Annotated in this window: 25 protein-coding genes and 1 tRNA gene; 16 read left to right on the top strand and 10 right to left on the bottom strand. The window is 66.2% G+C overall.

The window, feature by feature from the left end; genetic code table 11:
- Positions 1–67: 67 nt before the first annotated feature.
- The 3 genes from ssuC to BG61_RS16345 are packed head-to-tail and all read left to right on the top strand — an operon-like array spanning position 68 to position 2,034.
- Positions 68–844 carry an aliphatic sulfonate ABC transporter permease SsuC gene (gene ssuC / locus BG61_RS16335; protein WP_232256187.1) on the top strand — a complete coding sequence of 259 codons (777 nt, stop codon included), beginning with the start codon at positions 68–70 and terminating at the stop codon, positions 842–844.
- Complete coding sequence (locus tag BG61_RS16340) at positions 841–1,770, top strand: ATP-binding cassette domain-containing protein (RefSeq protein WP_035933151.1); 930 nt, start codon at positions 841–843, stop codon at positions 1,768–1,770. The genes ssuC and BG61_RS16340 overlap by 4 nt, the downstream gene beginning before the upstream one ends.
- Before the next feature lie 48 nt (positions 1,771–1,818).
- Positions 1,819–2,034, top strand: a complete 216-nt coding sequence (locus BG61_RS16345) for a TOBE domain-containing protein (protein ID WP_035933149.1) — start codon at positions 1,819–1,821, stop codon at positions 2,032–2,034.
- Between the two features lie 34 nt (positions 2,035–2,068).
- Here the strand turns inward: BG61_RS16345 and BG61_RS16350 are convergent, their stop codons facing one another.
- The 3 genes from BG61_RS16350 to dusA all read right to left on the bottom strand — a co-directional run bounded on the left by BG61_RS16350 (position 2,069) and on the right by dusA (position 3,765).
- Positions 2,069–2,320 carry a hypothetical protein gene (locus BG61_RS16350; RefSeq protein WP_035933146.1) on the bottom strand — a complete coding sequence of 84 codons (252 nt, stop codon included), beginning with the start codon at positions 2,318–2,320 and terminating at the stop codon, positions 2,069–2,071.
- A gap of 240 nt (positions 2,321–2,560) precedes the next feature.
- Positions 2,561–2,636: transfer RNA gene (locus BG61_RS16355), tRNA-His, on the bottom strand.
- Between the two features lie 127 nt (positions 2,637–2,763).
- Positions 2,764–3,765 carry a tRNA dihydrouridine(20/20a) synthase DusA gene (gene dusA, locus BG61_RS16360; RefSeq protein ID WP_035933144.1) on the bottom strand — a complete coding sequence of 334 codons (1,002 nt, stop codon included), beginning with the start codon at positions 3,763–3,765 and terminating at the stop codon, positions 2,764–2,766.
- A gap of 312 nt (positions 3,766–4,077) precedes the next feature.
- Between dusA and BG61_RS16365 the strand changes: the two genes are divergently transcribed.
- The 4 genes from BG61_RS16365 (at position 4,078) to BG61_RS16380 (ending at position 6,091) form a co-directional block, all read left to right on the top strand.
- The gene (locus BG61_RS16365) at positions 4,078–4,380 is read left to right on the top strand and encodes a hypothetical protein (RefSeq protein WP_035933141.1); all 303 of its coding nucleotides are present in this window, start codon (positions 4,078–4,080) and stop codon (positions 4,378–4,380) included.
- A 62-nt stretch (positions 4,381–4,442) separates the two neighbouring features.
- Positions 4,443–4,823, top strand: a complete 381-nt coding sequence (locus BG61_RS16370) for a DUF5594 family protein (protein WP_035933139.1) — start codon at positions 4,443–4,445, stop codon at positions 4,821–4,823.
- A 108-nt stretch (positions 4,824–4,931) separates the two neighbouring features.
- Positions 4,932–5,135, top strand: coding sequence for a hypothetical protein (locus BG61_RS16375; RefSeq protein WP_035933265.1), 204 nt, complete (start codon positions 4,932–4,934; stop codon positions 5,133–5,135).
- 218 nt (positions 5,136–5,353) lie between these two features.
- Positions 5,354–6,091, top strand: coding sequence for an SDR family oxidoreductase (locus BG61_RS16380; protein WP_035933138.1), 738 nt, complete (start codon positions 5,354–5,356; stop codon positions 6,089–6,091).
- A gap of 138 nt (positions 6,092–6,229) precedes the next feature.
- Here BG61_RS16380 and BG61_RS16385 read toward each other — a convergent pair whose 3' ends face one another.
- On the bottom strand, positions 6,230–6,703 hold the full coding sequence (locus tag BG61_RS16385) for a hypothetical protein (protein ID WP_035933263.1): 474 nt from the start codon (positions 6,701–6,703) through the stop codon (positions 6,230–6,232).
- A gap of 250 nt (positions 6,704–6,953) precedes the next feature.
- On the opposite strand from BG61_RS16385, the gene BG61_RS16390 reads away from it, so the two are divergent.
- A complete protein-coding gene (locus BG61_RS16390) occupies positions 6,954–7,325 on the top strand; it encodes a hypothetical protein (RefSeq protein ID WP_035933136.1) in 372 nt (123 codons plus the stop codon).
- 57 nt (positions 7,326–7,382) lie between these two features.
- Here BG61_RS16390 and BG61_RS16395 read toward each other — a convergent pair whose 3' ends face one another.
- Positions 7,383–8,858, bottom strand: a complete 1,476-nt coding sequence (locus BG61_RS16395; RefSeq protein WP_081868091.1) for a DHA2 family efflux MFS transporter permease subunit — start codon at positions 8,856–8,858, stop codon at positions 7,383–7,385.
- Positions 8,859–9,390: 532 nt separating this feature from the next.
- Between BG61_RS16395 and tkt the strand changes: the two genes are divergently transcribed.
- Positions 9,391–11,487, top strand: coding sequence for a transketolase (gene tkt / locus BG61_RS16400; RefSeq protein ID WP_035933133.1), 2,097 nt, complete (start codon positions 9,391–9,393; stop codon positions 11,485–11,487).
- Between the two features lie 3 nt (positions 11,488–11,490).
- Positions 11,491–12,471: a phosphogluconate dehydrogenase (NAD(+)-dependent, decarboxylating) gene (gene gnd, locus BG61_RS16405; RefSeq protein WP_035933130.1), complete on the top strand. Its 981-nt coding sequence runs from the start codon at positions 11,491–11,493 to the stop codon at positions 12,469–12,471.
- An 85-nt stretch (positions 12,472–12,556) separates the two neighbouring features.
- Here gnd and BG61_RS16410 read toward each other — a convergent pair whose 3' ends face one another.
- Together BG61_RS16410 and nodI are read right to left on the bottom strand one after the other, a co-directional pair.
- Positions 12,557–13,321 carry an ABC transporter permease gene (locus tag BG61_RS16410; RefSeq protein ID WP_232256184.1) on the bottom strand — a complete coding sequence of 255 codons (765 nt, stop codon included), beginning with the start codon at positions 13,319–13,321 and terminating at the stop codon, positions 12,557–12,559.
- Positions 13,322–13,420: 99 nt separating this feature from the next.
- Complete coding sequence (gene nodI / locus BG61_RS16415) at positions 13,421–14,374, bottom strand: nodulation factor ABC transporter ATP-binding protein NodI (protein WP_035933128.1); 954 nt, start codon at positions 14,372–14,374, stop codon at positions 13,421–13,423.
- A gap of 315 nt (positions 14,375–14,689) precedes the next feature.
- Between nodI and BG61_RS16420 the strand changes: the two genes are divergently transcribed.
- Entirely contained in the window at positions 14,690–15,199 is a 510-nt protein-coding gene (locus BG61_RS16420) for a universal stress protein (protein ID WP_035933127.1), read from the top strand.
- A gap of 108 nt (positions 15,200–15,307) precedes the next feature.
- Here the strand turns inward: BG61_RS16420 and BG61_RS16425 are convergent, their stop codons facing one another.
- The 3 genes from BG61_RS16425 to lexA all read right to left on the bottom strand — a co-directional run bounded on the left by BG61_RS16425 (position 15,308) and on the right by lexA (position 17,156).
- Positions 15,308–15,937: a DUF2939 domain-containing protein gene (locus tag BG61_RS16425; protein ID WP_035933124.1), complete on the bottom strand. Its 630-nt coding sequence runs from the start codon at positions 15,935–15,937 to the stop codon at positions 15,308–15,310.
- Between the two features lie 117 nt (positions 15,938–16,054).
- Positions 16,055–16,387 carry a hypothetical protein gene (locus BG61_RS16430; protein WP_035933122.1) on the bottom strand — a complete coding sequence of 111 codons (333 nt, stop codon included), beginning with the start codon at positions 16,385–16,387 and terminating at the stop codon, positions 16,055–16,057.
- A gap of 127 nt (positions 16,388–16,514) precedes the next feature.
- Entirely contained in the window at positions 16,515–17,156 is a 642-nt protein-coding gene (gene lexA, locus BG61_RS16435) for a transcriptional repressor LexA (protein ID WP_035933120.1), read from the bottom strand.
- A gap of 291 nt (positions 17,157–17,447) precedes the next feature.
- Between lexA and BG61_RS16440 the strand changes: the two genes are divergently transcribed.
- The 5 genes from BG61_RS16440 to BG61_RS16460 all read left to right on the top strand — a co-directional run bounded on the left by BG61_RS16440 (position 17,448) and on the right by BG61_RS16460 (position 22,493).
- Positions 17,448–18,485 carry a sulfate ABC transporter substrate-binding protein gene (locus BG61_RS16440; RefSeq protein ID WP_035933118.1) on the top strand — a complete coding sequence of 346 codons (1,038 nt, stop codon included), beginning with the start codon at positions 17,448–17,450 and terminating at the stop codon, positions 18,483–18,485.
- A 168-nt stretch (positions 18,486–18,653) separates the two neighbouring features.
- Complete coding sequence (gene cysT / locus BG61_RS16445; RefSeq protein WP_035933256.1) at positions 18,654–19,544, top strand: sulfate ABC transporter permease subunit CysT; 891 nt, start codon at positions 18,654–18,656, stop codon at positions 19,542–19,544.
- Entirely contained in the window at positions 19,541–20,473 is a 933-nt protein-coding gene (cysW, locus tag BG61_RS16450; RefSeq protein ID WP_232256179.1) for a sulfate ABC transporter permease subunit CysW, read from the top strand. Before cysT ends, cysW begins: the two co-directional genes overlap by 4 nt.
- Positions 20,474–20,487: 14 nt before the next feature.
- Complete coding sequence (locus tag BG61_RS16455; RefSeq protein WP_035933116.1) at positions 20,488–21,546, top strand: sulfate/molybdate ABC transporter ATP-binding protein; 1,059 nt, start codon at positions 20,488–20,490, stop codon at positions 21,544–21,546.
- Positions 21,547–21,566: 20 nt separating this feature from the next.
- Positions 21,567–22,493 carry a CysB family HTH-type transcriptional regulator gene (locus BG61_RS16460; protein WP_035933113.1) on the top strand — a complete coding sequence of 309 codons (927 nt, stop codon included), beginning with the start codon at positions 21,567–21,569 and terminating at the stop codon, positions 22,491–22,493.
- The last annotated feature ends 88 nt before the right edge of the window (positions 22,494–22,581 follow it).

The following is a 22,581-nucleotide window of genomic DNA, read 5'->3' on the forward strand; positions in this document are numbered from 1 at the left end:
AGACGTGGCTCATATCGATATCGCACAGCCGGCCGCCTCGCGTGATGCCGCGAGCGTCGGACGGCTCCTGAAACGCTTGCTTGCGCCGTGCGCGCCGTGGCTCGTGCCGCTCGCCGTGCTGATCGCGTGGGAGTTCGCGGCAAAGAGCGGTGGGCTGTCCACGCGCATCCTGCCCGAGCCGCTCGCCGTCGTGAAGGCGGCGTGGTCGCTCGTCGAATCCGGCGACATGTGGGCCAACGTGAAGGTGAGCACGTGGCGCGCGCTGTCGGGCTTTACGATCGGCGGCGGCATCGGCTTCGTGCTCGGGCTCGCGACGGGGCTCTTCCGGCCCGCCGAGACCGCCCTCGATTCCACCATCCAGATGATCCGCAACATCCCCGCGCTCGCGATGATCCCGCTCGTGATCCTGTGGTTCGGGATCGGCGAAGAGGCGAAGCTCTTTCTCGTCGCGCTGGGGGTGTTCTTTCCGGTGTATGTGAACACCTTTCACGGCATCCGCTCCGTCGATGCGAACCTGATCGAGATGGCGCGCAGCTACGGACTCTCGGGTTTCGCGCTCTATCGCGACGTGATCCTGCCGGGTGCGCTGCCGTCGATCCTCGTCGGCGTGCGCTTCGCGCTCGGGCTGATGTGGGTGATGCTGATCGTGGCGGAGACGATTTCCGCGCAGTCGGGCATCGGCTACATGACGATGAACGCGCGCGAATTCCTGCAAACGGATGTGGTGGTGGTCGGCATCCTGCTTTACGCGCTGCTCGGCAAGCTTGCCGACATGCTCGCGAAGGGCATCGAGCGCGTGACGCTGCGCTGGCACCCGGCTTACCAGAACGGAGCGACGCGATGAACGCAATCACTTCTTCGACGACCTTCGCGGGCATCGCCGGCGATGATCTCGAAACTGAGCTGCGCAAGCGCCCGGCCAATCACGACGACAGCAGCGCGCCGCGCCTGCGCACGGGACGAGCGGGAGGGACGGAACGTGCGGGCGGCGCCGCCGATCTCGCAATCGAGCTGCGCGGCGTCGCAAAGCGCTATGGCGACCGGGCGGTGCTGTCGGATTTCGATTTCGCGATCGAGCGGGGAAGTTTCGTTTCGATCGTCGGCAGGAGCGGCTGCGGGAAGTCGACGCTGCTGCGCCTCGTCGCGGGCCTCGAACAGACGTCGGGCGGCGTGCTGGAGCGGCGCGGCACGCGCGAGGGCGGGGCGCTGCAGACGCGCATCATGTTTCAGGACGCGCGCCTCTTGCCCTGGAAGACCGTGCTGCAGAACGTGATGCTCGGACTGCCGCGCTCGGCTGCCGACGACGCCCGTGCCGTGCTGGCCGAAGTGGGGCTGGCCGGCCGCGAAGGCGATTGGCCCGCGCAGCTCTCGGGCGGCCAGCGGCAGCGCGTCGCGCTTGCGCGGGCGCTCGTGCACCGGCCGGACCTGCTTTTGCTGGACGAGCCGCTCGGCGCGCTCGATGCGCTCACGCGTATCGAAATGCATGCGCTGATCGAGAGGCTGTGGCGCGAGCACCGCTTCACGGCGCTGCTCGTCACGCACGACGTGCAGGAGGCGGTGGCGCTCGGAGACCGCATCGTGCTGATCGACTCGGGGAGGATTTCCTTCGATGCCGCGATCGACCTGCCGCGGCCGCGCTCGCGCGCGTCGGCGGCGTTCGCGAAACTCGAGGAGGAGGTGCTCATGCGCGTGCTCGGGGGCGGAGCCGGCGGGGTCGAAGGCTTCGGGCAGGCTGGAGGTGATTCGCTTGCGGTGGTTTCGTCCGTCTGACGATTCGCTTTTTTATCACGTTCAATCGCAATTCAAGGGGCTGCAAGGATGACCGGCTTGGCAATCAACGTGCGCAATCAGTTCAAAGGCAAGGTCAGGGAGATCATCCGCGGGCCGGTGGTCTCGGAAGTGGACGTCGACACGCCGTTCGGCATCGTGACGTCGGTTATCACGACGCGCTCTGTGGATGAGCTCGAGCTGAAGGTCGGCGCGGAAGTGGTGGCGCTCGTGAAGTCGACCGAGGTGTCGATCGCGCGGCTCTGAGCGTTGTGATGGCCCCTGCGACAGCGCTTGCGCGCTACCTGGCGATGGCGTCGCTTGCCGGGCTGTTGTGCAGCATGCGGTCGCTGTTGGGCGGCGGCGCCGGACGCTTCATCGGCATGTTGTCGGGGTTGTTGGGGTTGTCAGGACGCGCAGGACTCGCGCCCGCAGCAGACGGGGGCTTGACCATCGATGCGGCGTCGCCCGGCCGCGCGGTCTGAGCCGGGGCGGCGGTGACCGCGCCGAGCAGCACGGCCGCGAGCGCGGCGGTGATTTTCCCTTTCATCATCTGTCCCTCCGGGGCTGCGGCGGCGCGCGTTCGGGCGTCGCCTTTCTTGTGTTGACAGGGGGAAGGGGGGAAGATTCGATTTTGGAGGTGTTGGGTGGATTGGCGGGCGAGGGACGAGCGTGGAGTGTGGTGCGAATCGAGGCTCGTGTCGAGGGCGCGCAAGGCCGCAGTGCTGTGGACGTTAAGAATTGACGCACGCAAACTAAAGAAGTAACCGGGGATTGATTTAGAAGACGAAGTTGGGGTGGCTGATGGGACTCGAACCCACGACGACAGGAATCACAATCCTGGACTCTACCAACTGAGCTACAGCCACCACTGACCAACTTGATTTGCTACTGCTTGCATCCCGGGCTCACCAAGAACTGGCTTGCCGATCGAGAAGCGAGATTATACGAATAAAGATTCCGTTTGCCTAGTCCCTGCGCGCATCAATTCGCGCGTCAGTCGGCCATTTCCACGGCCTCGCGCAGATGGCTGCGCGCTTCGTCGAATATGGCGAGATCGCCGGTGGCGAGCCTGCGGCTGTCCGAAAGCACCCGGCGCCATCCGCGTGCGCCCGCGGCGCCCCGGTACAAGCCGAGTGCGTGCCGCGTGATCGCCCCCAGATACGTCCCGTGCGCGACTTCGCGCCGAGCGTACTCGATCAGTTGCGCCTCGATTTCCTCGCGCGTCGGCGCGGGCGCGGCGTTGCCGTAGAAGCGCGCATCCACGCCCGCGAGCACGTACGGATTGTGATAAGCCTCGCGGCCGAGCATCACGCCATCGACGTGCTTCAGATGCTCCGCCACCTCGTCGAGCGTCTTGATGCCGCCGTTGATCGAAATCTCGAGGTGGGGAAAGTCGCGCTTGAGCTGATACGCGTACTCGTACTTGAGCGGCGGAATCTCGCGATTCTCCTTGGGGCTCAGACCCTTCAGGATCGCATTGCGCGCATGCACGATGAAGACCTCGCAGCCTGCATCGGCGACCGTGCCGACGAAATCCCGCACGAACTCGTAATCCTCCACTGCATCAACGCCGATGCGGTGCTTGACCGTCACCGGAATCGCGACGGCGTCGCGCATCGCCTTGACGCAATCAGCGACGAGTTGCGGCTCGTTCATCAGGCACGCGCCGAACGCACCGCGCTGCACGCGCTCCGACGGGCAGCCGCAGTTCAGGTTGATTTCGTCGTAACCCCATTGCTCGCCGAGCTTCGCGCTCCTGGCGAGATCGGCCGGCTCGCTGCCGCCCAGTTGCAGCGCAACCGGCGCTTCGTCGGGCGTGAACGCGAGATGGCGCGCCACGTCGCCGTGAAGCAGCGCGCCCGTTGTCACCATTTCGGTGTAGAGCCAGGCGTGACGCGACACGAGCCGGTGAAGCGACCGGCAATGGCGGTCAGTCCAGTCCATCATCGGGGCAACGCTGACGCGTCGCGGGCTGGGTTTGGAAGCTGCTGGCATGAAAAAACGCGTAAATAAAGGCGTGAAGCGCGGACAGGCGCCGAATTCGCAATTTTACCGCAGGGCGGCCAGTCCGTTCTTCCGGCGAACTTCCCCCAACTGCCGCCCGAACTGCTCCGTTCCCCTGGCCGACCGCTTGGGCGGCCACGCCGGTGCGAGGCTCGCGACCACGGCCAGCCGCACTTCAGCAAATACGGAACGCAGCCGGACGCGGCGGCACACGGAGCACCGGCTTCGCTCGCGCGAAGCGTGTTGCGCTCGCCCGCGCACATGCTACGATTTCCCGATACCACGAGTAGAACGGAGGCGGCTATGGCTACTTTGGCGATCGATGGTGTGCGCTGGACCAACGACCGTGTGACGAACGTGCGCTGGGGCAGCTTCGACGCGAGCACGAACAGCTGGACCACGCCGACCACCATCGTGGACGTCGCGCAGGTCGTCGATGCGATCAGGAGCGGAAAAGAGGTGCGCACGCTCTTCAAGCTCGGCGGCCGGACTTTCCTCGGCCCGAAGGTCACGGCCCTGCCGTACACCGGCGGCCACGTCGGCATCGAAGCGCGCGTGCAGGACGGCCAGCTCGAGAAGTCGCTCGAGGATCTGCCGCCCGTCTGAACCAGGCAGCCGCGGCGTGCGGGCGCAGCAAACCGAAAGAGTGCAAGGCGACGGGGAACGAAGTGGATCGCGAAAAAGCGCACCGTTTCGACACAGAATTCGCGCCGAGAATCGTCGAGAGAATTGCTGCGCTGCTCGATTCCGACGTAAGCATCGAAGTCATTGCACACGAAGGCGCCCGCCTGCCCACACGCGTGCGCATGTTTGCCGCGCGCACCGGATATGCGCGTGCGCATGCGCACCCGCTCGACCTGTCCCTCACGTGGGACGACGGCGAAATCGAACGTCTCTTCAGTGCGGGCGGCGAGGCACGTTTTGTGCGCTACCTGGACGCGCTTCCCCGTAAGCTGACCGCCTGGCAAGGCGCGCGCGACATCGACCTGCCGACGCGCTCGCAGGCGGACTCGACGGTGCTCGTCGGCGGGCTGGATTTCGAGGCGTGAGGCGCGTCGCGGCAAAATCGAAGCGCGCGTAACCGAAGGCGCGGAAAAGGATTAGGCTCTCGTTTCATGCTGCATTTTCCGAGCGAAATCTTTCAGGAGGAGGTCATCATGGCAACGGCGAACGATTCGAAACTGCGCGCGGTCGTGCAGACGGCGGAACAGGCGGGCGGCTTCGTTTGGGTGATCACGCTGGTCGACTTCGGCGCGGGTGAAGTCAAGCGCTCGATGGTGTCGGAGGAGAATTTCGCCACCTCCGATGCCGCGCGAGACGCCGGCAACGATCGCCTGAAGGCGATGGCCGCCGACCGTTAGCAAACATTCCCGAATTGCCATAAGCGGACGACCCGGCCGGATCGTGGTCCGGCCGGGTCGCGCTCGCCTCGTCGCTTCCCCGTTTTTTTCATCGTTCCCTCGGCTGCCGACGCACACGTTCGAAAACTTCGAACGTGTGCGTCGGAATCCTCGTACGGCAAGGCGCCTTTGGCCGTCCACAATCCTTTCACACTGATCAACGTTCAAAGGAGAACGTCATGAATCGCTTTGAAGGAAAGACCGTACTCGTCACGGGCGGCAACAGCGGAATGGGACTGACCACGGCGCAGGCCTTTGCATCCGAAGGCGCACGTGTGATCATCACCGGCCGCGATACGGCCACGCTCGCGGCGGCGAAGGAAACGCTCGGCGCGGGCTCGCTTGCGATCGCGAACGACGCCGGCTCGGTCGCCGCCGCGCGCGAACTGGCGCAGCGACTCGCCGCCGCGGATATCCGGCTCGACGCGGTGTTCATCAACGCCGGCATCGCGAAGTTCGCGCCGCTCGCGGACGTCGAGGAATCGATGTGGGACCAGACCTTCGACATCAACGTGAAGGGCGCGTTCTTCCAGATCCAGGCGCTCGCGCCGCTCCTGAACGAGGGCGCATCGATCGTGCTGAACGGCTCCATCAACGCGCGCATCGGCATGCCGGCTTCGTCGGTGTATGCGGCGAGCAAGGCGGCGCTCATCTCGCTCGCGAAGACGCTCTCCGCCGATCTGCTGTCGCGCGGCGTTCGCGTGAACGTGATCAGCCCCGGCCCGGTCGCGACGCCGCTGCATGCGAAGCTCGGCGTGACGGGCGACGTCGTCGCGCAACTGCAAAGCCAGATTCCGATCGGCCGCTTTGGCCGCGCGAGCGAGATTGCCGCGACGGTGCTTCATCTGGCTTCGCCGGAGTCGGGCTTCATCGTCGGAACGGAGATCGTGATCGACGGCGGAATGAGCCAGCTGTAAAGCCGCACATCGCGTCGCGCGCGGCTCGCGATGTTGCGGGCCGCGCCGCCGCACGGCAGCGACCGAAGGCGAGTTGCGGCGATCGCTGATGGCCGGTGACAGCCGTGGCGCCGCCCGATACGGCTGCTGATTGTGATTTCAACGCCGTCCGCCGCCGAATCCATGCATTCCGCCCCCGCCGTGCATGCCGCCGAATGCATGCATGTTGCCGCCGTGAAAGCCTCCGCCATGCGGCCTGCCGAAATGATCGTGGCCGAACTGGTGAAAATGATGGAAGTGGTGGAAGCGGTCGACGAAGACGAAGCTCGCCCCCACGCCGACGAAAAGCGGCGGTCCCCAGTACCACGGATCGGGATACGGATATGCGCCCGCCGGATACACGAGCACGCTGCCGTCGGAGTCGTCGCGCATCACCTGCCAGGTGCCGTCGGGCTGACGGCACGCGCGTCCGACGATCTCCTGCATGGTGCCGTCTATCTCGGCCTGTCCGTCGATCGCGCGGCAATCGGCGCTGCCAAACGGCGCGGACGGATCGTCGTCGGACTGCGCGAATGCGAAGGCGCGAAAGCCGAGAAGAAAGATCACGATCGACAGACGGAGAAGCTTGCACATGATGCGGTCCTGCCTTGTTTGCTGCATGGCGATGCGCGGCGGGCACATCGACCGGATTGCACGGAGCCGCGCCGCCGCGTGGTTGCCTGCTCGCGCGAAAAGCCGCGCGGTCTGATGGTTCAACGATCGACCAGGAGCGTTTATTCCGCTGCCTGAAACGTGTGCACGGCGTGGCGAAATGCGTGTCTGGTGCGAATGGCGTGCGCGGGTGAAAATCGGTGTTATCCGCCGGGACCATCGGACCGAGACCATGGACGAGCACGCGAACGAGTCACCCACGAACGAGTGCGAAGCGCGCTACCGCCGCTACGAGGCAGCGGGCGAGGCGTCGATACGCGCGCAGCTGGAAGAAGAGGGGTCGCCGGCGGACTCCGAGGCCCACGCGAAACGCGCGTGGCTCTTTCAGAAGGAAGCGGGCCGTCAGAACGAGGAGCGGCGCGCAATGTTCGCGTCGGTCGCGGCGGCGAACGACGCTGCGCAGATCGCGCGCGCGTCCGCCGAGGCGTCGCGCCGTTCGGCGTTCTGGACGATGATCGCGGCGCTCGCGGCGACGCTCGGCGTGCTCGTGAATGCGGCGATCGCGCTTGGCTGGCTCGACTGGCTCAGGCGCGCGGCGCCCTGATCATCGCGCGCCTTACGGGCCTTACGGGCCTTACGCGTCTCTCGCGCCCCAACCGCTTTACGCGCCGCGCGTCTTGCGCGGCCGGTGGCCGCTCACGACCGCGCCCGCATCGCGTGCGAGGCCGAAGAGGTCGGCGACGCCCACGAGTCCGACCACCGCGACGATCAGGAACGCCACGCTGAAATCGTCCGGCGCGATCGACTGCGAATCGTGCCCGTGCATCCATTCTGCGAGCCTCAGCGCGATGGCCCCGACCGCGACGCCGATCCCCATCGTCATCTGGAACAATGTGCTCGACAATGCCGAGGCGCCGCTCATCTGCGCCTTGGGCACGTCGGCGAAACTGAGCGTGTTGAGCGCGGTGAACTGCAGTGAGCGCGACAGGCCACTCGCGAACAGCACGGCGACGATCACGGTTTTGGGCGTCGCGGGCGAGAGCAGGCTCATCGCGGCGAGCGAGAGCGCCGCGAGCACGCCGTTGACGATCAGCACCGGGCGGAACCCGAAGCGCCGCATGACCGGCGTGGTGACGAGCTTCATCAGCAGGTTGCCTGCGAACACGGCGAGCGTGAGCAGCCCCGACTCGAATGCGTTCATCCCGAAGCCGACCTGGAACATCAGCGGCAGCAGGAACGGCACCGCGCTGATCGAGATGCGAAAGAGCGAGCCGCCGCCCATCGCGACGGCGAACGTCTTGACCTTGAGCGCCGACAGATCGACGACCGGCTCCCGCGCGCGGCGCAAGTGCAGCCATGCGGCCACGCCCGCCACCACGCCCACCGCGACGAGCGCGCTCGCGAGCGGCCAGGGCGTGTCGTTGCTGCCGATCAGTTCCATCGCGTAGAGCAGCGTCGTGCACGCGAGGCCGCAGAGCGCGAAGCCGGGCAGGTCGAAGCGGCGCGTGGCGTCCTCGCGGGTGTTGTCGAGATAGCGCAGCGCCACGAACATGCCGATGCAGCCGAGCGGCAGGTTGAGATAGAAGATCCAGCGCCACGACGAGTAGGTCGTGATGAAGCCGCCGAGCGGCGGCCCGATCACCGGCGCGACGAGCCCCGGCCAGGTGATGATCGCGATCGCGCGCATCAGGCCGTCCTTTGGCGTCGCGCGCAGCACGGCCAGGCGCCCGACGGGCACCATCATCGCGCCGCCGATGCCCTGCAGCACGCGCGCCGCGGCGAACGCGGGCAAGGTGGAGGTGGCCGCGCACAGCACGGAGGCCGCCGTGAAGACGGCGATCGCGCTCGCGAACACGGTGCGCAGGCCGAAGCGGTCGGCGGCCCAGCCGCTGATCGGAATGAAGACGGCGAGCGTCAGCAGATAGGCGGTGATGCCGAGGCTCATGTCGGCGGGGTGCACGCCGAACGAATGGGCCATTTGCGGTAGCGCGGTCGCAATGATGGTGCCGTCGAGGTTCTCCATGAAGAACGTCGCGGCAACCAGCGTCACGATCAGCGAGGCGCCACGGGGCGCGGAGCCGGAGGCGGCGGGGCGGGCGGGCGGATCGTGACGATCTGGACCATCGGGGGCCTGCATCGGCGGGAGTCTCCTGAGCGCGGTGTGCGTACTTCAATGAATTCGAGGACATGCGGCGCGAGCGCAACTGACGCGCCGGCCGACGGGCCGTCGGCTCGCCATTCTAGCGTCGAAGCGGGGCCAAAGCAGGCCAGGGCAGACCGAGGCTGATTCAAGGCACGACAGGCGCGGCTATGGTAGCGTCGATGTTGTCCTTGCAGCGCGGCCCCGGGCATCGATCCGTCCGACAAAAACAGCCGGGCTTTCATGGGTAAATGTCGCGGCGGCCCCTTGCGTCGCCGCGAATGTGGCAGCATGGGTGCGCGGCGCGGCTGCCGCCGGCTTCCCGCGGCTGTCATGATCCTGCCGCAACCGTGCCACGGCTCGCACGGTCTTTCATGCTGTAAGCCGCTGCTATCCCGGTTGCGGTGCGCCTTTGACGTTTTCCGATGCAGTGCCGCCGTCGAGGCACTACACTTGCTCGAATGACCTGGTTGCCCGCTGCGGCGCCTCTCGTGCCTCAGCGCGCGCTCTTTCCAAGGAGTCGTCGCTCATGTCACCAGCCTCTGCGAAGTCCCCCGCCGATCTCGACCAGCTGTGCATCAACACCATCCGGACGCTGTCGATGGATGCCGTCCAGAAGGCCAACTCCGGCCACCCCGGCACGCCGATGGCGCTGGCCCCCGTTGCGTTCCACCTGTGGCAGAACCATCTGCGCTACGACCCCGAGGCACCGCTGTGGCCCAACCGTGACCGCTTCGTCCTGTCGGTCGGGCACGCGTCGATGCTGCTCTATTCGCTGCTGCATCTCGCGGGCGTGAAGGCGGTCGGCGAGGACGGCAAGCCGACGGGCGGCCCCGCCGTCTCGCTCGACGACATCAAGCAGTTCCGCCAGCTCGACAGCAAGACGCCGGGCCACCCCGAATACCGGGAGACGACCGGCGTCGAGACCACCACCGGCCCGCTCGGGCAGGGCCTGGGCAACAGCGTCGGCATGGCGATGGCCGCCCGCTGGCACGAGGCGCATTTCAACCAGCCGGGCGCCGCGCTTTTCGGCTACCGCGTCTACGCGCTTTGCGGCGACGGCGACATGATGGAAGGCGTGTCGCACGAAGCGGCGTCGCTCGCGGGCCACCTGCGGCTCTCGAACCTGATCTGGATCTACGACAGCAACCGCATCACCATCGAAGGCCACACCGATCTCGCCTACAGCGACGACGTGGAGTCGCGTTTTCGCGGCTACAACTGGAACACGATGCACGTCGACGACGCCAACGACGAAGCCGCGCTCGAAGCTGCCATCAACAAGGCCAAGGCGACGACCGACAAGCCGACGCTGATCGTCGTGAAGAGCATCATCGCGTGGGGCGCGCCGAACAAGCAGGACACGTCCGCGGCCCACGGCGAGCCGCTCGGCGAGGAAGAGATCAAGCTCGCGAAGCGCGCCTACGGCTGGCCGGAAGACGCCCAGTTTCTCGTGCCGGAGGGCGTGCGCGAGCATTTCGCGGCGGGCATGGGCGCGCGCGGCAAGGCGGCGCGCGAGGAGTGGGAAAAGCGCTTCGCCGACTACGGCAAGCAGTTTCCCGAGCTTGGCGCGCAGTTCTCGCAGATGCACGCGAACGCGCTGCCCGACAACTGGGACGCCGACATTCCCGTGTTCGAGCCAGACGAAAAGGGCATCGCGACGCGCGAGTCGTCGGGCAAGGTGCTCAACGCGATCGCGCAGCGCATTCCGTGGATGATCGGCGGCGCGGCGGACCTCGCGCCGTCCACGAAAACCAACCTCAAGTTCGAAGGCGCGGGCAGCTTCGAGCACGACAGCTACGGGGGCCGGAACCTGCATTTCGGCATCCGCGAGCACGGCATGGGCGCGGTCGCGAACGGCCTCGCGCTCTCGGGCTTGCGGCCGTTCGCCTCGACGTTCCTGATTTTCAGCGACTACATGAAGCCGCCGATCCGCCTCTCCGCGATCATGGAGGTGCCGGTGGTCTACGTGTTCACGCACGATTCGATCGGCGTCGGCGAGGACGGCCCGACGCACCAGCCGATCGAGCAGCTCGCCTCGCTGCGCGGCGTGCCCGGGCTCACCACGCTGCGTCCCGCGGACGCGAACGAAGTGGGCGAGGCGTGGCGCGTCGCGCTGTCGCGCCCGCACGTGCCGGCGTGCATCGTCGTGACGCGCCAGCCGCTGCCCACCTTCGACCGCAAGAAGTACGGGCCGGCGGAGGGCGTGCGGCGCGGCGCCTACGTGCTCGCCGACGCGCCCGACGGCAAAAAGCCCGAGGTGCTTTTGCTCGCGACCGGCAGCGAAGTATCGTTGTGCGTCGCGGCATACGAGAAGCTGAAGGCGGAGGGCGTGGCGGCGCGCGTGGTGTCGATGCCTTCGTGGGACATCTTCGAGCAGCAGGACCACGCCTACAAGGACTCGGTGCTGCCGCCGGACGTGAACGCGCGCGTCGCGGTGGAGCAGGCGGCGACGCTCGGCTGGGACCGCTACGTGGGGCGCCTGGGCTCGCAGATCGTGATGCATACGTTCGGTGCATCGGCGCCGCTCAAGGCGCTGAAGACGAAGTTCGGCTTCACGCCCGAGCGTGTCTACGACGAAGCCAAGAAGCAGATCGAGCGCGTCAAATCCAACGGCAAGGAGTGAGTCATGCAGATCGGCATCGTGGGACTGGGACGGATGGGCGGCAACATCGGCAGGCGGCTCATGCGGGGAGGGCACAGCTGCGTCGTCTACGATCACAATCCTGAGGCCACTCAGGCGCTCGCGAAGGAGGGTGCGACGGGCGCGAACGATCTGGGCGACCTGGTCGCGAAGCTCGGCACGCCGCGCGTGATCTGGCTGATGCTGCCCGCGGGCAAGATCACCGAGGACACGCTCGACGACCTGCACAGGATTCTCGCCGCGGACGACGTGGTGATCGACGGCGGCAACAGCTTCTACAAGGACGACATCCGGCGCGCGGCGCAGTTTCGCGAGCAGGGCGTGCATTACGTGGATGTCGGCACCTCGGGCGGCGTGTGGGGCCTGCAGCGCGGCTACTGCATGATGATCGGTGGCGAGGACGACATCGTGCGCCGCATCGATCCGATCCTCTCCGTGCTCGCGCCGGGACGCGGCGACATTCCCGCGACGCCGGACCGCGACGGGCGCGATCCGCGCGTCGAGAACGGCTATATGCATACCGGGCCGGTCGGCTCGGGGCATTTCGTGAAGATGGTGCATAACGGTATCGAGTACGGGCTGATGCAGGCGTACGCGGAAGGGTTCCATATCCTCAAACACAAGGCGTCGCCGGATCTGGAGCCTGACCAGCGCTACGACCTCGACCTCGCGGACGTCGCGGAAGTGTGGCGGCGCGGCAGCGTGGTGTCGTCGTGGCTGCTCGATCTCACCGCCGGCGCGCTCGCGCAGGACGGCACGCTCGAACATTTCTCGACGGAAGTCGCGGACAGCGGCGAAGGCCGCTGGACCATCGAGGCGGCGATCGAGGAGGCGGTGCCCGCGCAGGTGCTGTCGGCTGCGCTCTATACGCGCTTCAGGTCACGCGACGCCGAGTCGTTCCCCGAACGGGTGCTCTCGGCGATGCGCTTCGGCTTCGGCGGGCACAAGGAGTTTCCGGTGAAGTGACGCGTCGCGCCCGGCGCGCAAACGAGAAGGGCCGCATGTTTTTTCATGCGGCCCTTTTCAGTTTCGACGCGCGATGCGCTCACTTTCACTTCATCATACGCCGTCGAAACAGCACCGCGCAGATGAAGAACGGCACGACCGCGTAGGCGAGCAGGACGCCGACATGTACGGCCAGATGATCGACGGGGCGATCCAGCATCAGCGGCCGGATCAGCTCCACCGCGTGCGAGAGCGGCAAAAGCAGCGCGACGTGCTGCGCGAGCGCGGGCAACTGCGTGATCGGGAAGAACACCCCGGAGAGCAGCAGCATCGGCGTGAGCGCGAGCGTCTGGTAGAACATGAAGAAGTCGTAGCTCGGCGCGATTGCCGTGACGATCATCGCGGTGCTCGCGAACGCAAGGCCCGCCAGCACGATCACGGGCAGCGCGTAGAGCATCGACGGAAAGCTCGCGTAGCCGAGCACGCCCGCCACGAGCATGATCGCGACGCCCGAGAGCACCGACTTGCTCGCCGCCCAGATCACCTCGCCGAGCACGATGTCGCCGAGCGTGAGCGGCGTGTGCATGATCGCCTCCCACGTGCGCTGCACGTGCATGCGCGAAAAGCCCGAATACATCGACTCGAAGCTCGCCGACATCATCACGCTCGAGGCCACCGTGCCCGCCGCGAGAAACGCGATGTAGGACACGCCGTCCACGCGCCCGACCATCAGGCCCAGCCCGAGCCCGAGGCCGAAGAGGTAGATCATCGGATCGGCGAGATTGCCGAACATCGACGCCACTGCCAGCTTCTTCCAGACGAGATAGTTGCGCCGCCAGACCGAGATCCAGTGGGTGGCGTTGGCCGGCATCGCGGACGCGTGGCGCGGGGCGCCCGCGTGATCGTGCGTCTTGCTGCGTGTGCGCGTGCCTGGCACGCGGGTCTGATCCAGGGAATCCATGGCGCTTGTCTAGTCCACCATCTCGCGCCCGGTCAGGCGCAGGAACACGTCTTCGAGATTCGCCGGCCGGTGCAGATAGCGCACGCCCGGGCGCCCGCGCACGCGCTGATGCACGGGCTGCGGATCGTCGACATAGCAAAAGAGCGTCTCGCCGCTGATCTCCATTCGCTCGACGAACGGCGCGAGTTCGGCGCGCAGCGCCTGCGGATCGGAACCGTAGATTTCGATCACGTCGCAGCCGATCACCGACTCGACCAGCTCGTGCGGCCGGCCCTCGGCGATCTTGCGGCCTTCCTCGATCACGCACAGCCGGTCGCAAAGGCGCTCTGCCTCTTCCATGAAGTGCGTAGTGAGCAGGATCGTCTTGCCGCGCGCGAGCAGCGAGCGCAGCCGCTCCCAGATCAGGTGGCGCGCCTGCGGGTCGAGGCCCGTGGTGGGTTCGTCCATCACGAGCACGTCGGGGTCGTTGACGAGCGCGCGCGCAAGCGTAAGCCGCCGCTTCATTCCGCCCGACAATTCGCCGACGCGCGCGTTCGCCTTGCTTTCGAGCCGCGCGAATTCGAGCAGCGACGGCACGAGCGCCTCGATCTCATGGCCGCTCATGCCGAAGTAGCGGCCGAACACGAGCAGGTTTTCGCGCACGGTGAAGTCGGGGTCGAGATTGTCGAACTGCGGCACGACGCCCACGCGCTGGCGCGCGAAGCGGGCGCGCGAGGGAATCGGTTCGTCGACCAGCCGGATCACGCCCGCATCCGGCGACGCGATGCCAAGCAGCATCCTGAGCGTAGTGGTCTTGCCGGCGCCGTTCGGGCCGAGGAGTCCGAAGCACTCGCCCGGCCGGACGAAAAACGACAGGCCGTCGACGACGGTCTTGTCGCCGTAATGCTTTATGACCTCGGAAAATTCGATTGCCGGCGCGCTCTCGTCGGCCGCCGTGACGGCCCCGGGCGGCCTGGTCTCCATTTCTGCCTCTGACATTCTCGGGTCCAGCTTATTGAGGAAGCACAGCGGGCTAGTTTAATCCATTGCACCATTCGGGCGCTCGGGCTGCGTCCTTTGCACCGCTCGCGCGCACGATGGCGCCGCCGCAGCGGCAAAACGGGCGCCAGCGCGCCGGCCGAAAACGCCAGCGCCTTGTCCGGCAAGACCTGCGGGCTTCTGGCACGGTGCAAGCTTGGAGCGGTGCTCGTAGGCGTTTTCCATCGTTGCCACCCGCACGGCGACGCACGATCATGCAGGCACCACTCCCGCCGATTTCATGCAGCCTGGAGAACCACCATGTCGAGCTACCAGAAAATCCTGCTGTGCTACGACGGTACCCGCGAAGGGCGCAAGGCACTGCGCCACGGCGCCAATCTGGCACTCGACCTGAAGGCCGAGACCCACGTGCTGGCCGTCGTCGACATGCGCTCCAGCATCGCGCAAAGCGCGGGTCTCCTGACCGACATGGCCTGCGGACGTTTCGAGGACGCCGCCCGCGACATCCTCCAGGAAGGCGTCGACTGGCTCACCGAACGCGGCCTGCACGCGCAGGGGCATTTCGCGTTCGGCCATCCGATCGATGAAATCGCGAGTCTCGCCGACAGCCTGAAGGTGGATCTCGTGGTGGTCGGCCATCGCTGCCGCAGCGGGCTTGCGCGCTGGTGGATGGGGGCGGGCAATACCCCGCTGCTCGACCGCGTGTCGTGCAGCATTCTCGTCGCGGTGTGTCAGGCGGGCGAATCGGCCGATGCCGAGGAGGACGCGGCACACGCCGCGAAGCCCGTGAAGACGGAGGTCAGCGCCTGATCCCGACGCTCGCGGCGTGCGCGGGTTCGTCGGTCGGGCGCACGCGCCGGCGTGACGGCAGAGCGGACCGCACCGGATGCTTCGTCCGCCTGTTGCCTTGCGCGCGCCTCAGCCGTTCAGGTCCACCGCGACCAGCTTCCAGGAGACGAGGCCACTGCGCCGGAAAATCGCTGAATAGTGCGCGTCGCCCGCGCCGTGCTGGTAGGTGACGACGAACGTGTCGAAACTGCGGTAGCCCGCCGTGGTTTGTGGCGGCTGGCGCGGCGACTCCTGAGCCGTGGCGATTCCGGAAGCCGGCGCGGGCGCCGGAGTTTCCTGATTCGCCTGATTCGTCCCCTCCGATGGGGCGCCCGCCGCAGGCGGCGCGGGCGGCCGCTCGCCCGGATTCCCGCGCGGCGGAATGCCGTTCAGAATCGCGGCGACGCCGTCGGGCGTCGCGTAGGAGTCGATGATCGGCCCCACGAGCGCGGCACCGATCATCGCGCCGATAACGGCGAGCGGATTGCCGCTTTTCTGAATATCGACACGCCGAGTGAGCAACTCGGTTATCTGCTGCTTCAGGCTGTCGCGCAGCGCCGGAAAATCGACGTACTGATTGACCGTCTGCGCATCGCGCGCGTCGGCGGCGCGTTTGACGCGATCGAGCGCGATGTAAGGCGACGCATAAATGTAGGCGAGCGCCGCGACCACGACGATGACAACGAGCGTGACAACAACCGACTTGCTGGTGCGGGTCATACGATTGGATACCTCTTGGCTGGACGTGAGTCTAGGAATGGACCACGCAAGCGCAGGAATTATCCCGTGACCGGCAAACGCATGAAGCTGTCGGGCGAAGTTGCCAGACGCCGGCGCTCAGGCGAAGAGCCCGTCTGCCAGCCCGGCGCGTTCCTCGTCGATGCAACGGTCGATCATTCGCGACACTTCGTCGATATTGCCGACCATGATGACGCGCGATTCGCCGCGATAGATCCGCACCGGCGCGCGCCGCTCGGCCTGCGCATGCACCGCCGAACTCAGCGAGACGCGCGCGAACGCCGGCTGGCGGGACGGCAGCGCGGGCAGGTCGTCGAACAGGCCGGGGCCCGTTGCAGCATCCGCCTGCGGGGCGTTGCAGGCAACGAGCGAGCGCAGATGGCGCAGACGGCCGAACTGGCGAAAGGGCAGCAGACGGGCAAATCGTTCCATGATGTTTCTCCAGGCGATAGGGCACACCGCGGCCTGCCGCAGGCGGCGGCCGTCGCGCTTTGTTTCTCGATTGATGTAAGGACCGGCGCGGACTATCGCGCCGCAGACGAACGCGAATACCGCCTCGTCAGAACTCGCCGGGCCGGATCAGCCCGACCGCGATGCCTTCGAGCGCGAAATCCGTGCTGCCGGACTTGACGAAGATGTTCTCGTAATCCGGGTTCTCGGCGATCAGTTCGACGCCGCCCGGATGGCGCTTCCAGCGCTTCACGGTGACATCGTCGCCCAGACGCGCGACGACGATCTGGCCGTCCTTCGCCTCATTCCTTTTCTGCACCGCGAGCAGGTCGCCGTCGAAAATGCCCGCGTCGCGCATGGAAAGGCCGCGCACCTTCAGCAGATAGTCGGGCTTTGCCGAGAAGAGCGCCGGGTCGCACGTGTAGGTTTGCGAGATATGTTCCTGCGCAAGGATGGGGCTCCCCGCCGCTACCCGGCCGACCAGCGGCAACTGCATGATGCTCGCGTGCGGCAGCGTGAACTGATGCGGCGCGTCTTCGGTGCTGATGAGCCGGATGCCCCGCGACGCCCCCGCAGCCAGTTCGATCACGCCCTTGCGGGCGAGCGCGCGCAGATGTTCTTCGGCTGAGTTCGCCGAGCTGAAACCGAGCTCGGCGGCGATCTCCGCGCGCGTGGGCGGGAAGCCGGTGCGGTCGATCGCGCGCTGGATCAGTTCGAACACCTGCTGCTGCCGTGCGGTTAGTTTGCTCATTTTGGTCACTGGCTCGGGCCTCTGGTGCACTGTATGGATGGACAGGTGACTGTATTTTTATACAGTATTTCGCGCTTTTCAAGGTTTACTTTAAGTTCGCCGCGCAATCGACCGGACGGGCACCGGTCCGCAGGCCGCTGAGGGCGCATTTGCAGCGGTTCCGACGCCGCAACGCCGCGCCGGGCGGTCGTTAGCACTTTTGCATCTTAAAAAATGAAGAACGATTATTTTTAATAATGAAACCTCGTCGATAGACTGCCTTCGTCCACTCAAAAAGACGGAGAACGGGGAATGCAAAGTCGTAAATCGGGTTTGGGCGCGCGCACGCGGCGCCTTTTTGCGGCGCTGGCGCTCGGCGCCGCGACGGGCTTCACCGCCGTTTCCTCTGCGCACGCGGACACCGCGTTCCTCAATGTTTCCTACGACCCGACGCGCGAGCTGTATCAGGACTTCAATCAGGCGTTCGGCAAGAAGTGGAAGGCCGAGACCGGCGAATCGGTGACGTTCAAGCAGTCGCACGGCGGCTCGGGCGGGCAGGCGCGCGCGGTGCTCGACGGCCTGCAGGCCGATGTCGTGACGCTCGCGCTCGCGTACGACATCGACGCGCTCGCGGCCAAGGGCCTCATCAGCCAGGACTGGCAGAAGCGGCTGCCGGACAACGCGTCGCCTTACACCTCGACCATCGTGTTTCTGGTGCGCAAGGGCAACCCGAAGCAGATCAAGGACTGGAACGACCTCACGAAACCGGGCGTCTCGATCGTGACGCCGAATCCGAAGACCTCGGGCGGCGCGCGCTGGAACTACCTTGCGGCGTGGGCGTATGCGCAGCACCAGCCGGGCGGCAGCGAGCAGACGGCCAAAGACTTCGTGACGAAGCTGTATAAGAATGCAGGCGTGCTCGACTCGGGCGCGCGCGGCGCGACGACGAGCTTCGTGCAGCGCGGCCAGGGCGACGTGCTGATCGCCTGGGAAAACGAGGCGTTCCTGTCGCTGAAGGAATTCGGCTCGGACAAGTTCGAGATCGTGGTGCCGTCGGTGAGCATTCTGGCGGAGCCGCCGGTGGCCGTCGTCGACAAGGTGGTCGAGCGGCACGGCACCCGCAAGCTCGCGGAGGCCTACCTGAAGTATCTGTACAGCGAGGAAGGGCAGGAGATCGCCGCGCGCAACTTCTACCGGCCGCGTTCGTCGAAGGTCCCGGCCGCGCTCACGAAGCAGTTTCCGAAGCTGAAGCTCTACACCATCGACGACACTTTCGGCGGATGGACCAAGGCGCAGAAGACGCACTTCGCCGACGGCGGCGTGTTCGACTCGATCTATCAGCCGCAGTAAGGCTCTTGAAGGACGCGGCATTGCAGGGCTCCTGCGATGCCGCGCGCATCGGAAGGCTTGCAGGAACGCAGCACGGCAGCACCCAAGCGGCGCACCACGACGACCGCATACAAACACAAGCAGGGCAAGGCGCCACACCCCGGCGCGCTGGAACAGGATGAACCAAGGATGACGACCTTCACTTTCCGCAAGCCGAGCGCGCTGCCCGGCTTCGGGCTGACACTCGGCATCACGGTGGCTTACTTGAGCCTCGTGGTGCTGATTCCGCTCGCGGCCACGTTCGCCAAGACGGCGACGCTCGACTGGGCGCAGTTCGTGCGTGCCGTGACTTCGCCGCGCGTGCTCGCCTCGTACCGGCTCACGTTCCTCGCGGCGCTCGGCGGCGCGCTCATCAACGCCGTGTTCGGCTTTCTGGTTGCGTGGGTGCTCGTGCGCTACACGTTTCCGTTCAAGCGCATCGTCGACGCCGTGGTCGACCTGCCGTTCGCGCTGCCCACGTCCGTCGCGGGCATTTCGCTCGCGGCCGTCTATGCGAGCAACGGCTGGATCGGTCAGTATCTCGCGCCGCTCGGCATCAAGGTGGCGTTCACGCCGCTCGGCGTGCTGGTCGCGCTCACGTTCATCGGCCTGCCGTTCGTGGTGCGCACGGTGCAGCCCGTGCTCGAGGACTTCGAGCGCGAGCAGGAGGAGGCCGCCGCCTGCCTCGGCGCCACGCGCTGGCTCACGTTCCGCCGCGTCGTGCTGCCCTCGCTCTTTCCCGCGCTCCTGACGGGCTTCGCGCTTGCGTTCGCGCGCGCGCTCGGCGAATACGGCTCGGTGATCTTCATCGCGGGCAACGTGCCGATGAAGTCGGAGATCACGTCGCTCCTCATCATCACGAAGCTCGAACAGTACGACTACGCGGGCGCGACCGCGCTTGCCGTCGTGATGCTGTGCGTGTCGTTCCTGATGCTGCTCCTCATCAACACGCTCCAGTGGTTCCTGCAGCGACGCACGAGCAGGACGGGCGCGGTGCCCGCGGTGGCGGGTTCGCTGCACATCGAAGGGGGCAAGGCATGAGCACGCCGACCCGTAACGCCGGCGCGGCCGACGTGCCCGCGCGCCTTGCCGAACACAAGCTCGATCCCGTCACGGAATCGCGCGCGGTGCGCTGGATTCTCACGACGATCGCGCTCCTCTTTCTCGCGCTTTTTCTCGTGGTGCCGCTTGCCGCGGTATTCGTGCAGGCGTTCAGCAAGGGCATCGACTTCTACTTCGAGTCGCTCAGGGACCCCGACGCGTGGTCCGCGATCAAGCTTACGCTCCTGACGGCGGCGATCGCCGTGCCGCTCAACGTGGTGTTCGGGCTCGCGGCGTCGTGGGCGATCGCGAAGTTCGAGTTCAAGGGCCGTGCCTTGCTCACGACGCTCATTGACCTGCCGTTCTCCGTCTCGCCGGTGATCTCGGGCCTCATCTACGTGCTGATGTTCGGCGCGCAGGGCTGGTTCGGTCCGTGGCTCATGTCGCACGACGTGCAGATCATCTTTGCCGTGCCCGGCATCGTGCTCGCGACGATCTTCGTGACGTTTCCCTTCGTCGCGCGCGAGCTGATCCCGCTGATGCAGGCCCAGGGCAACGACGAGGAAGAGGCCGCTCACGTGCTCGGTGCATCGGGCTGGCAGATCTTTCGCCGCGTGACACTGCCGAACGTGAAATGGGGCCTGCTGTACGGCGTGATCCTCTGCAACGCGCGGGCGATGGGCGAGTTCGGCGCGGTGTCGGTGGTGTCGGGCCACATCCGCGGACAGACCGACACGATGCCGCTGCACGTCGAAATCCTCTACAACGAGTACAACTTCTCGGCCGCGTTCGCGGTGGCGTCGCTGCTCGCGCTGCTCGCGCTCGTCACGCTGGGCCTCAAGCTGCTCGCGGAGCGCCGCATGTCGCAATCGATCAGGCAAGCGCAGGCGCTGCCGCACGAAGCGCCCGTCGCGTCCATCCAGAACTGAAGGCGAGAGAAATCATGAGCATCAACGTTCGCAATCTGCACAAGCGCTTCGGCGACTTCACCGCGCTCGACAACGTCACGCTCGACTTCCCGGCGGGCGAGCTCGTCGCGCTGCTCGGGCCGTCCGGCTGCGGCAAGACCACGCTGCTGCGCGTGATCGCGGGCCTCGAATATGCCGACGCGGGACAGGTCGTGCTGCATGGCGAGGACGTCGCGGAAGTCGGCGCGCGCGAGCGCCAGGTCGGGTTCGTGTTCCAGCACTACGCGCTGTTCCGTCACATGACGGTGTTCGAGAACGTCGCGTTCGGCCTGCGCGTGAAGCCGCGGCGCGAGCGGCCGTCGGAAGCGGTGATCCGCGAAAAAGTGCACGAACTGCTCAAGCTCGTGCAACTCGACTGGCTCGCCCAACGCTTTCCTTCCGAGCTTTCGGGCGGACAGCGGCAGCGCATCGCGCTTGCCCGCGCGCTCGCGGTGGAGCCGAAAGTGCTGCTGCTCGACGAGCCGTTCGGCGCGCTCGACGCCAAGGTCCGCAAGGAACTGCGCAGCTGGCTGCGGCGCCTGCACGACGACCTGCACATCTCGACCATCTTTGTCACGCACGACCAGGAAGAAGCGCTCGAAGTGGCGGACCGCATCGTCGTGCTGAATCGCGGGCACGTAGAGCAGGTGGGCAGCCCGCAGGACGTCTACGACCATCCGCAGACGTCGTTCGTCTACGAGTTCCTCGGCGCGGCGAACCGGCTCAAAGGCAGTGTCGATGCGAGCGGCTTCGTTGCACAGGGAGCGGCCAAGCCGATCGCGGCGGTTGCGCACTTCACCGGGCCGGCGCTCGCTTACGTCCGGCCGCACGACCTCACGCTCTATCCGACCGACTCGGGGCATCGCGACGGGATCGTCGTCGGCGTGCGGCGCGTCGTCACGCTGGGCGGCTCGGTGCGCATCGAGCTCGAGGGCAGCGAAGGCAACGTGCTCGAAGCGGAGCTCGACCGCGAGACGTGGCGCGAGCTGAACCTGAATGTCGGCGACGGCGTGACAGCCGTGCCGCGCGTGCTGCGGGTGTTTCCCGCGCAATAACATCAATAAGAGAGGCTGACATGAACTTCCAGCAACTTCGCTTCGTGCGCGAGGCCGTGCGCCAGAACATGAACCTGACCGAGGTCGCCAATGTGCTTTACACGTCGCAGTCGGGCGTATCGAAGCAGATCAAGGATCTCGAGGACGAACTGGGCGTCGACATCTTCATTCGCCGCGGCAAGCGCCTGACGGGTCTCACCGAGCCGGGCAAGGAAGTGCATCAGCTGATCGAGCGCATGCTGCTCGACGCGGAGAACCTGCGGCGCGTCGCGCGCCAGTTCGCGGACCAGGACAACGGGCATCTGGTGGTCGCGACGACCCACACGCAGGCGCGCTATGCGCTGCCGAAGGTGATTCGCCAGTTCACGGAAGTGTTCCCGAAGGTGCACCTCGCGCTGCGCCAGGGCAGCCCGCAGCAGATTGCGCAGATGATCATCAACGGCGAGGCGGATATCGGCATTTCGACCGAGGCGCTGGACCGCTATCCGGATATCGTCACGTTCCCGTGCTACTCGTGGCATCACACGGTGGTCGTGCCGAAGGACCACCCGCTCGTCGGGCGCGAGCACATTACGCTCGATGACATTGCCGAGTATCCGATCGTCACCTACGACAATGACTTCACGGGCCGTTCGCACGTCGACCAGGCGTTCGCGAAGGCGGGGGCGATGCCGGATGTCGTGCTTACCGCGATCGACGCCGACGTGATCAAGACGTATGTCGAGCTCGGGATGGGCATCGGCATCGTGGCGGCGATGGCGTACGACGCGAAACGGGACACCGAACTCGTGGCGCTCGACACGCAGCATCTGTTCGAGGCGAGTACCACTCGCGTGGGATTGCGCAAAGGCGCGTTTTTGCGGGCGTATGCGTATCGGCTGATTGAGATGTTTGCTCCGCAGCTCGATGAGGCGCAGATCGCGAGTCAGTTGCGCGAAGCCGCGTAGGGCTTTTTTTCTTTCTGCGTGTGGTGTTTGTGCTGGTTCGGTTACACCGTCTGATGCGCTCGTGCTTCTATGGAACTTGTATTGGCTT

Origin of the sequence: Caballeronia glathei (genome assembly GCF_000698595.1) — a bacterium.
Lineage (GTDB): Bacteria > Pseudomonadota > Gammaproteobacteria > Burkholderiales > Burkholderiaceae > Caballeronia > Caballeronia glathei.

What these genes read in the sequence shown, in the direction of transcription:
- BG61_RS16340 (WP_035933151.1), top strand. Translation starts at nt 841, where the DNA reads ATGAACGCAATCACTTCTTCGACGACCTTCGCGGGCATCGCCGGCGAT.
- BG61_RS16345 (WP_035933149.1), top strand. Translation starts at nt 1,819, where the DNA reads ATGACCGGCTTGGCAATCAACGTGCGCAATCAGTTCAAAGGCAAGGTC.
- BG61_RS16350 (WP_035933146.1), bottom strand. Translation starts at nt 2,320, where the DNA reads ATGATGAAAGGGAAAATCACCGCCGCGCTCGCGGCCGTGCTGCTCGGC.
- dusA (WP_035933144.1), bottom strand. Translation starts at nt 3,765, where the DNA reads ATGCCAGCAGCTTCCAAACCCAGCCCGCGACGCGTCAGCGTTGCCCCG.
- BG61_RS16365 (WP_035933141.1), top strand. Translation starts at nt 4,078, where the DNA reads ATGGCTACTTTGGCGATCGATGGTGTGCGCTGGACCAACGACCGTGTG.
- BG61_RS16375 (WP_035933265.1), top strand. Translation starts at nt 4,932, where the DNA reads ATGGCAACGGCGAACGATTCGAAACTGCGCGCGGTCGTGCAGACGGCG.
- BG61_RS16380 (WP_035933138.1), top strand. Translation starts at nt 5,354, where the DNA reads ATGAATCGCTTTGAAGGAAAGACCGTACTCGTCACGGGCGGCAACAGC.
- BG61_RS16385 (WP_035933263.1), bottom strand. Translation starts at nt 6,703, where the DNA reads ATGTGCAAGCTTCTCCGTCTGTCGATCGTGATCTTTCTTCTCGGCTTT.
- BG61_RS16390 (WP_035933136.1), top strand. Translation starts at nt 6,954, where the DNA reads ATGGACGAGCACGCGAACGAGTCACCCACGAACGAGTGCGAAGCGCGC.
- BG61_RS16395 (WP_081868091.1), bottom strand. Translation starts at nt 8,858, where the DNA reads ATGCAGGCCCCCGATGGTCCAGATCGTCACGATCCGCCCGCCCGCCCC.
- tkt (WP_035933133.1), top strand. Translation starts at nt 9,391, where the DNA reads ATGTCACCAGCCTCTGCGAAGTCCCCCGCCGATCTCGACCAGCTGTGC.
- gnd (WP_035933130.1), top strand. Translation starts at nt 11,491, where the DNA reads ATGCAGATCGGCATCGTGGGACTGGGACGGATGGGCGGCAACATCGGC.
- BG61_RS16410 (WP_232256184.1), bottom strand. Translation starts at nt 13,321, where the DNA reads ATGCCGGCCAACGCCACCCACTGGATCTCGGTCTGGCGGCGCAACTAT.
- nodI (WP_035933128.1), bottom strand. Translation starts at nt 14,374, where the DNA reads ATGGAGACCAGGCCGCCCGGGGCCGTCACGGCGGCCGACGAGAGCGCG.
- BG61_RS16420 (WP_035933127.1), top strand. Translation starts at nt 14,690, where the DNA reads ATGTCGAGCTACCAGAAAATCCTGCTGTGCTACGACGGTACCCGCGAA.
- BG61_RS16425 (WP_035933124.1), bottom strand. Translation starts at nt 15,937, where the DNA reads ATGACCCGCACCAGCAAGTCGGTTGTTGTCACGCTCGTTGTCATCGTC.
- BG61_RS16430 (WP_035933122.1), bottom strand. Translation starts at nt 16,387, where the DNA reads ATGGAACGATTTGCCCGTCTGCTGCCCTTTCGCCAGTTCGGCCGTCTG.
- lexA (WP_035933120.1), bottom strand. Translation starts at nt 17,156, where the DNA reads ATGAGCAAACTAACCGCACGGCAGCAGCAGGTGTTCGAACTGATCCAG.
- BG61_RS16440 (WP_035933118.1), top strand. Translation starts at nt 17,448, where the DNA reads ATGCAAAGTCGTAAATCGGGTTTGGGCGCGCGCACGCGGCGCCTTTTT.
- cysT (WP_035933256.1), top strand. Translation starts at nt 18,654, where the DNA reads ATGACGACCTTCACTTTCCGCAAGCCGAGCGCGCTGCCCGGCTTCGGG.
- cysW (WP_232256179.1), top strand. Translation starts at nt 19,541, where the DNA reads ATGAGCACGCCGACCCGTAACGCCGGCGCGGCCGACGTGCCCGCGCGC.
- BG61_RS16455 (WP_035933116.1), top strand. Translation starts at nt 20,488, where the DNA reads ATGAGCATCAACGTTCGCAATCTGCACAAGCGCTTCGGCGACTTCACC.
- BG61_RS16460 (WP_035933113.1), top strand. Translation starts at nt 21,567, where the DNA reads ATGAACTTCCAGCAACTTCGCTTCGTGCGCGAGGCCGTGCGCCAGAAC.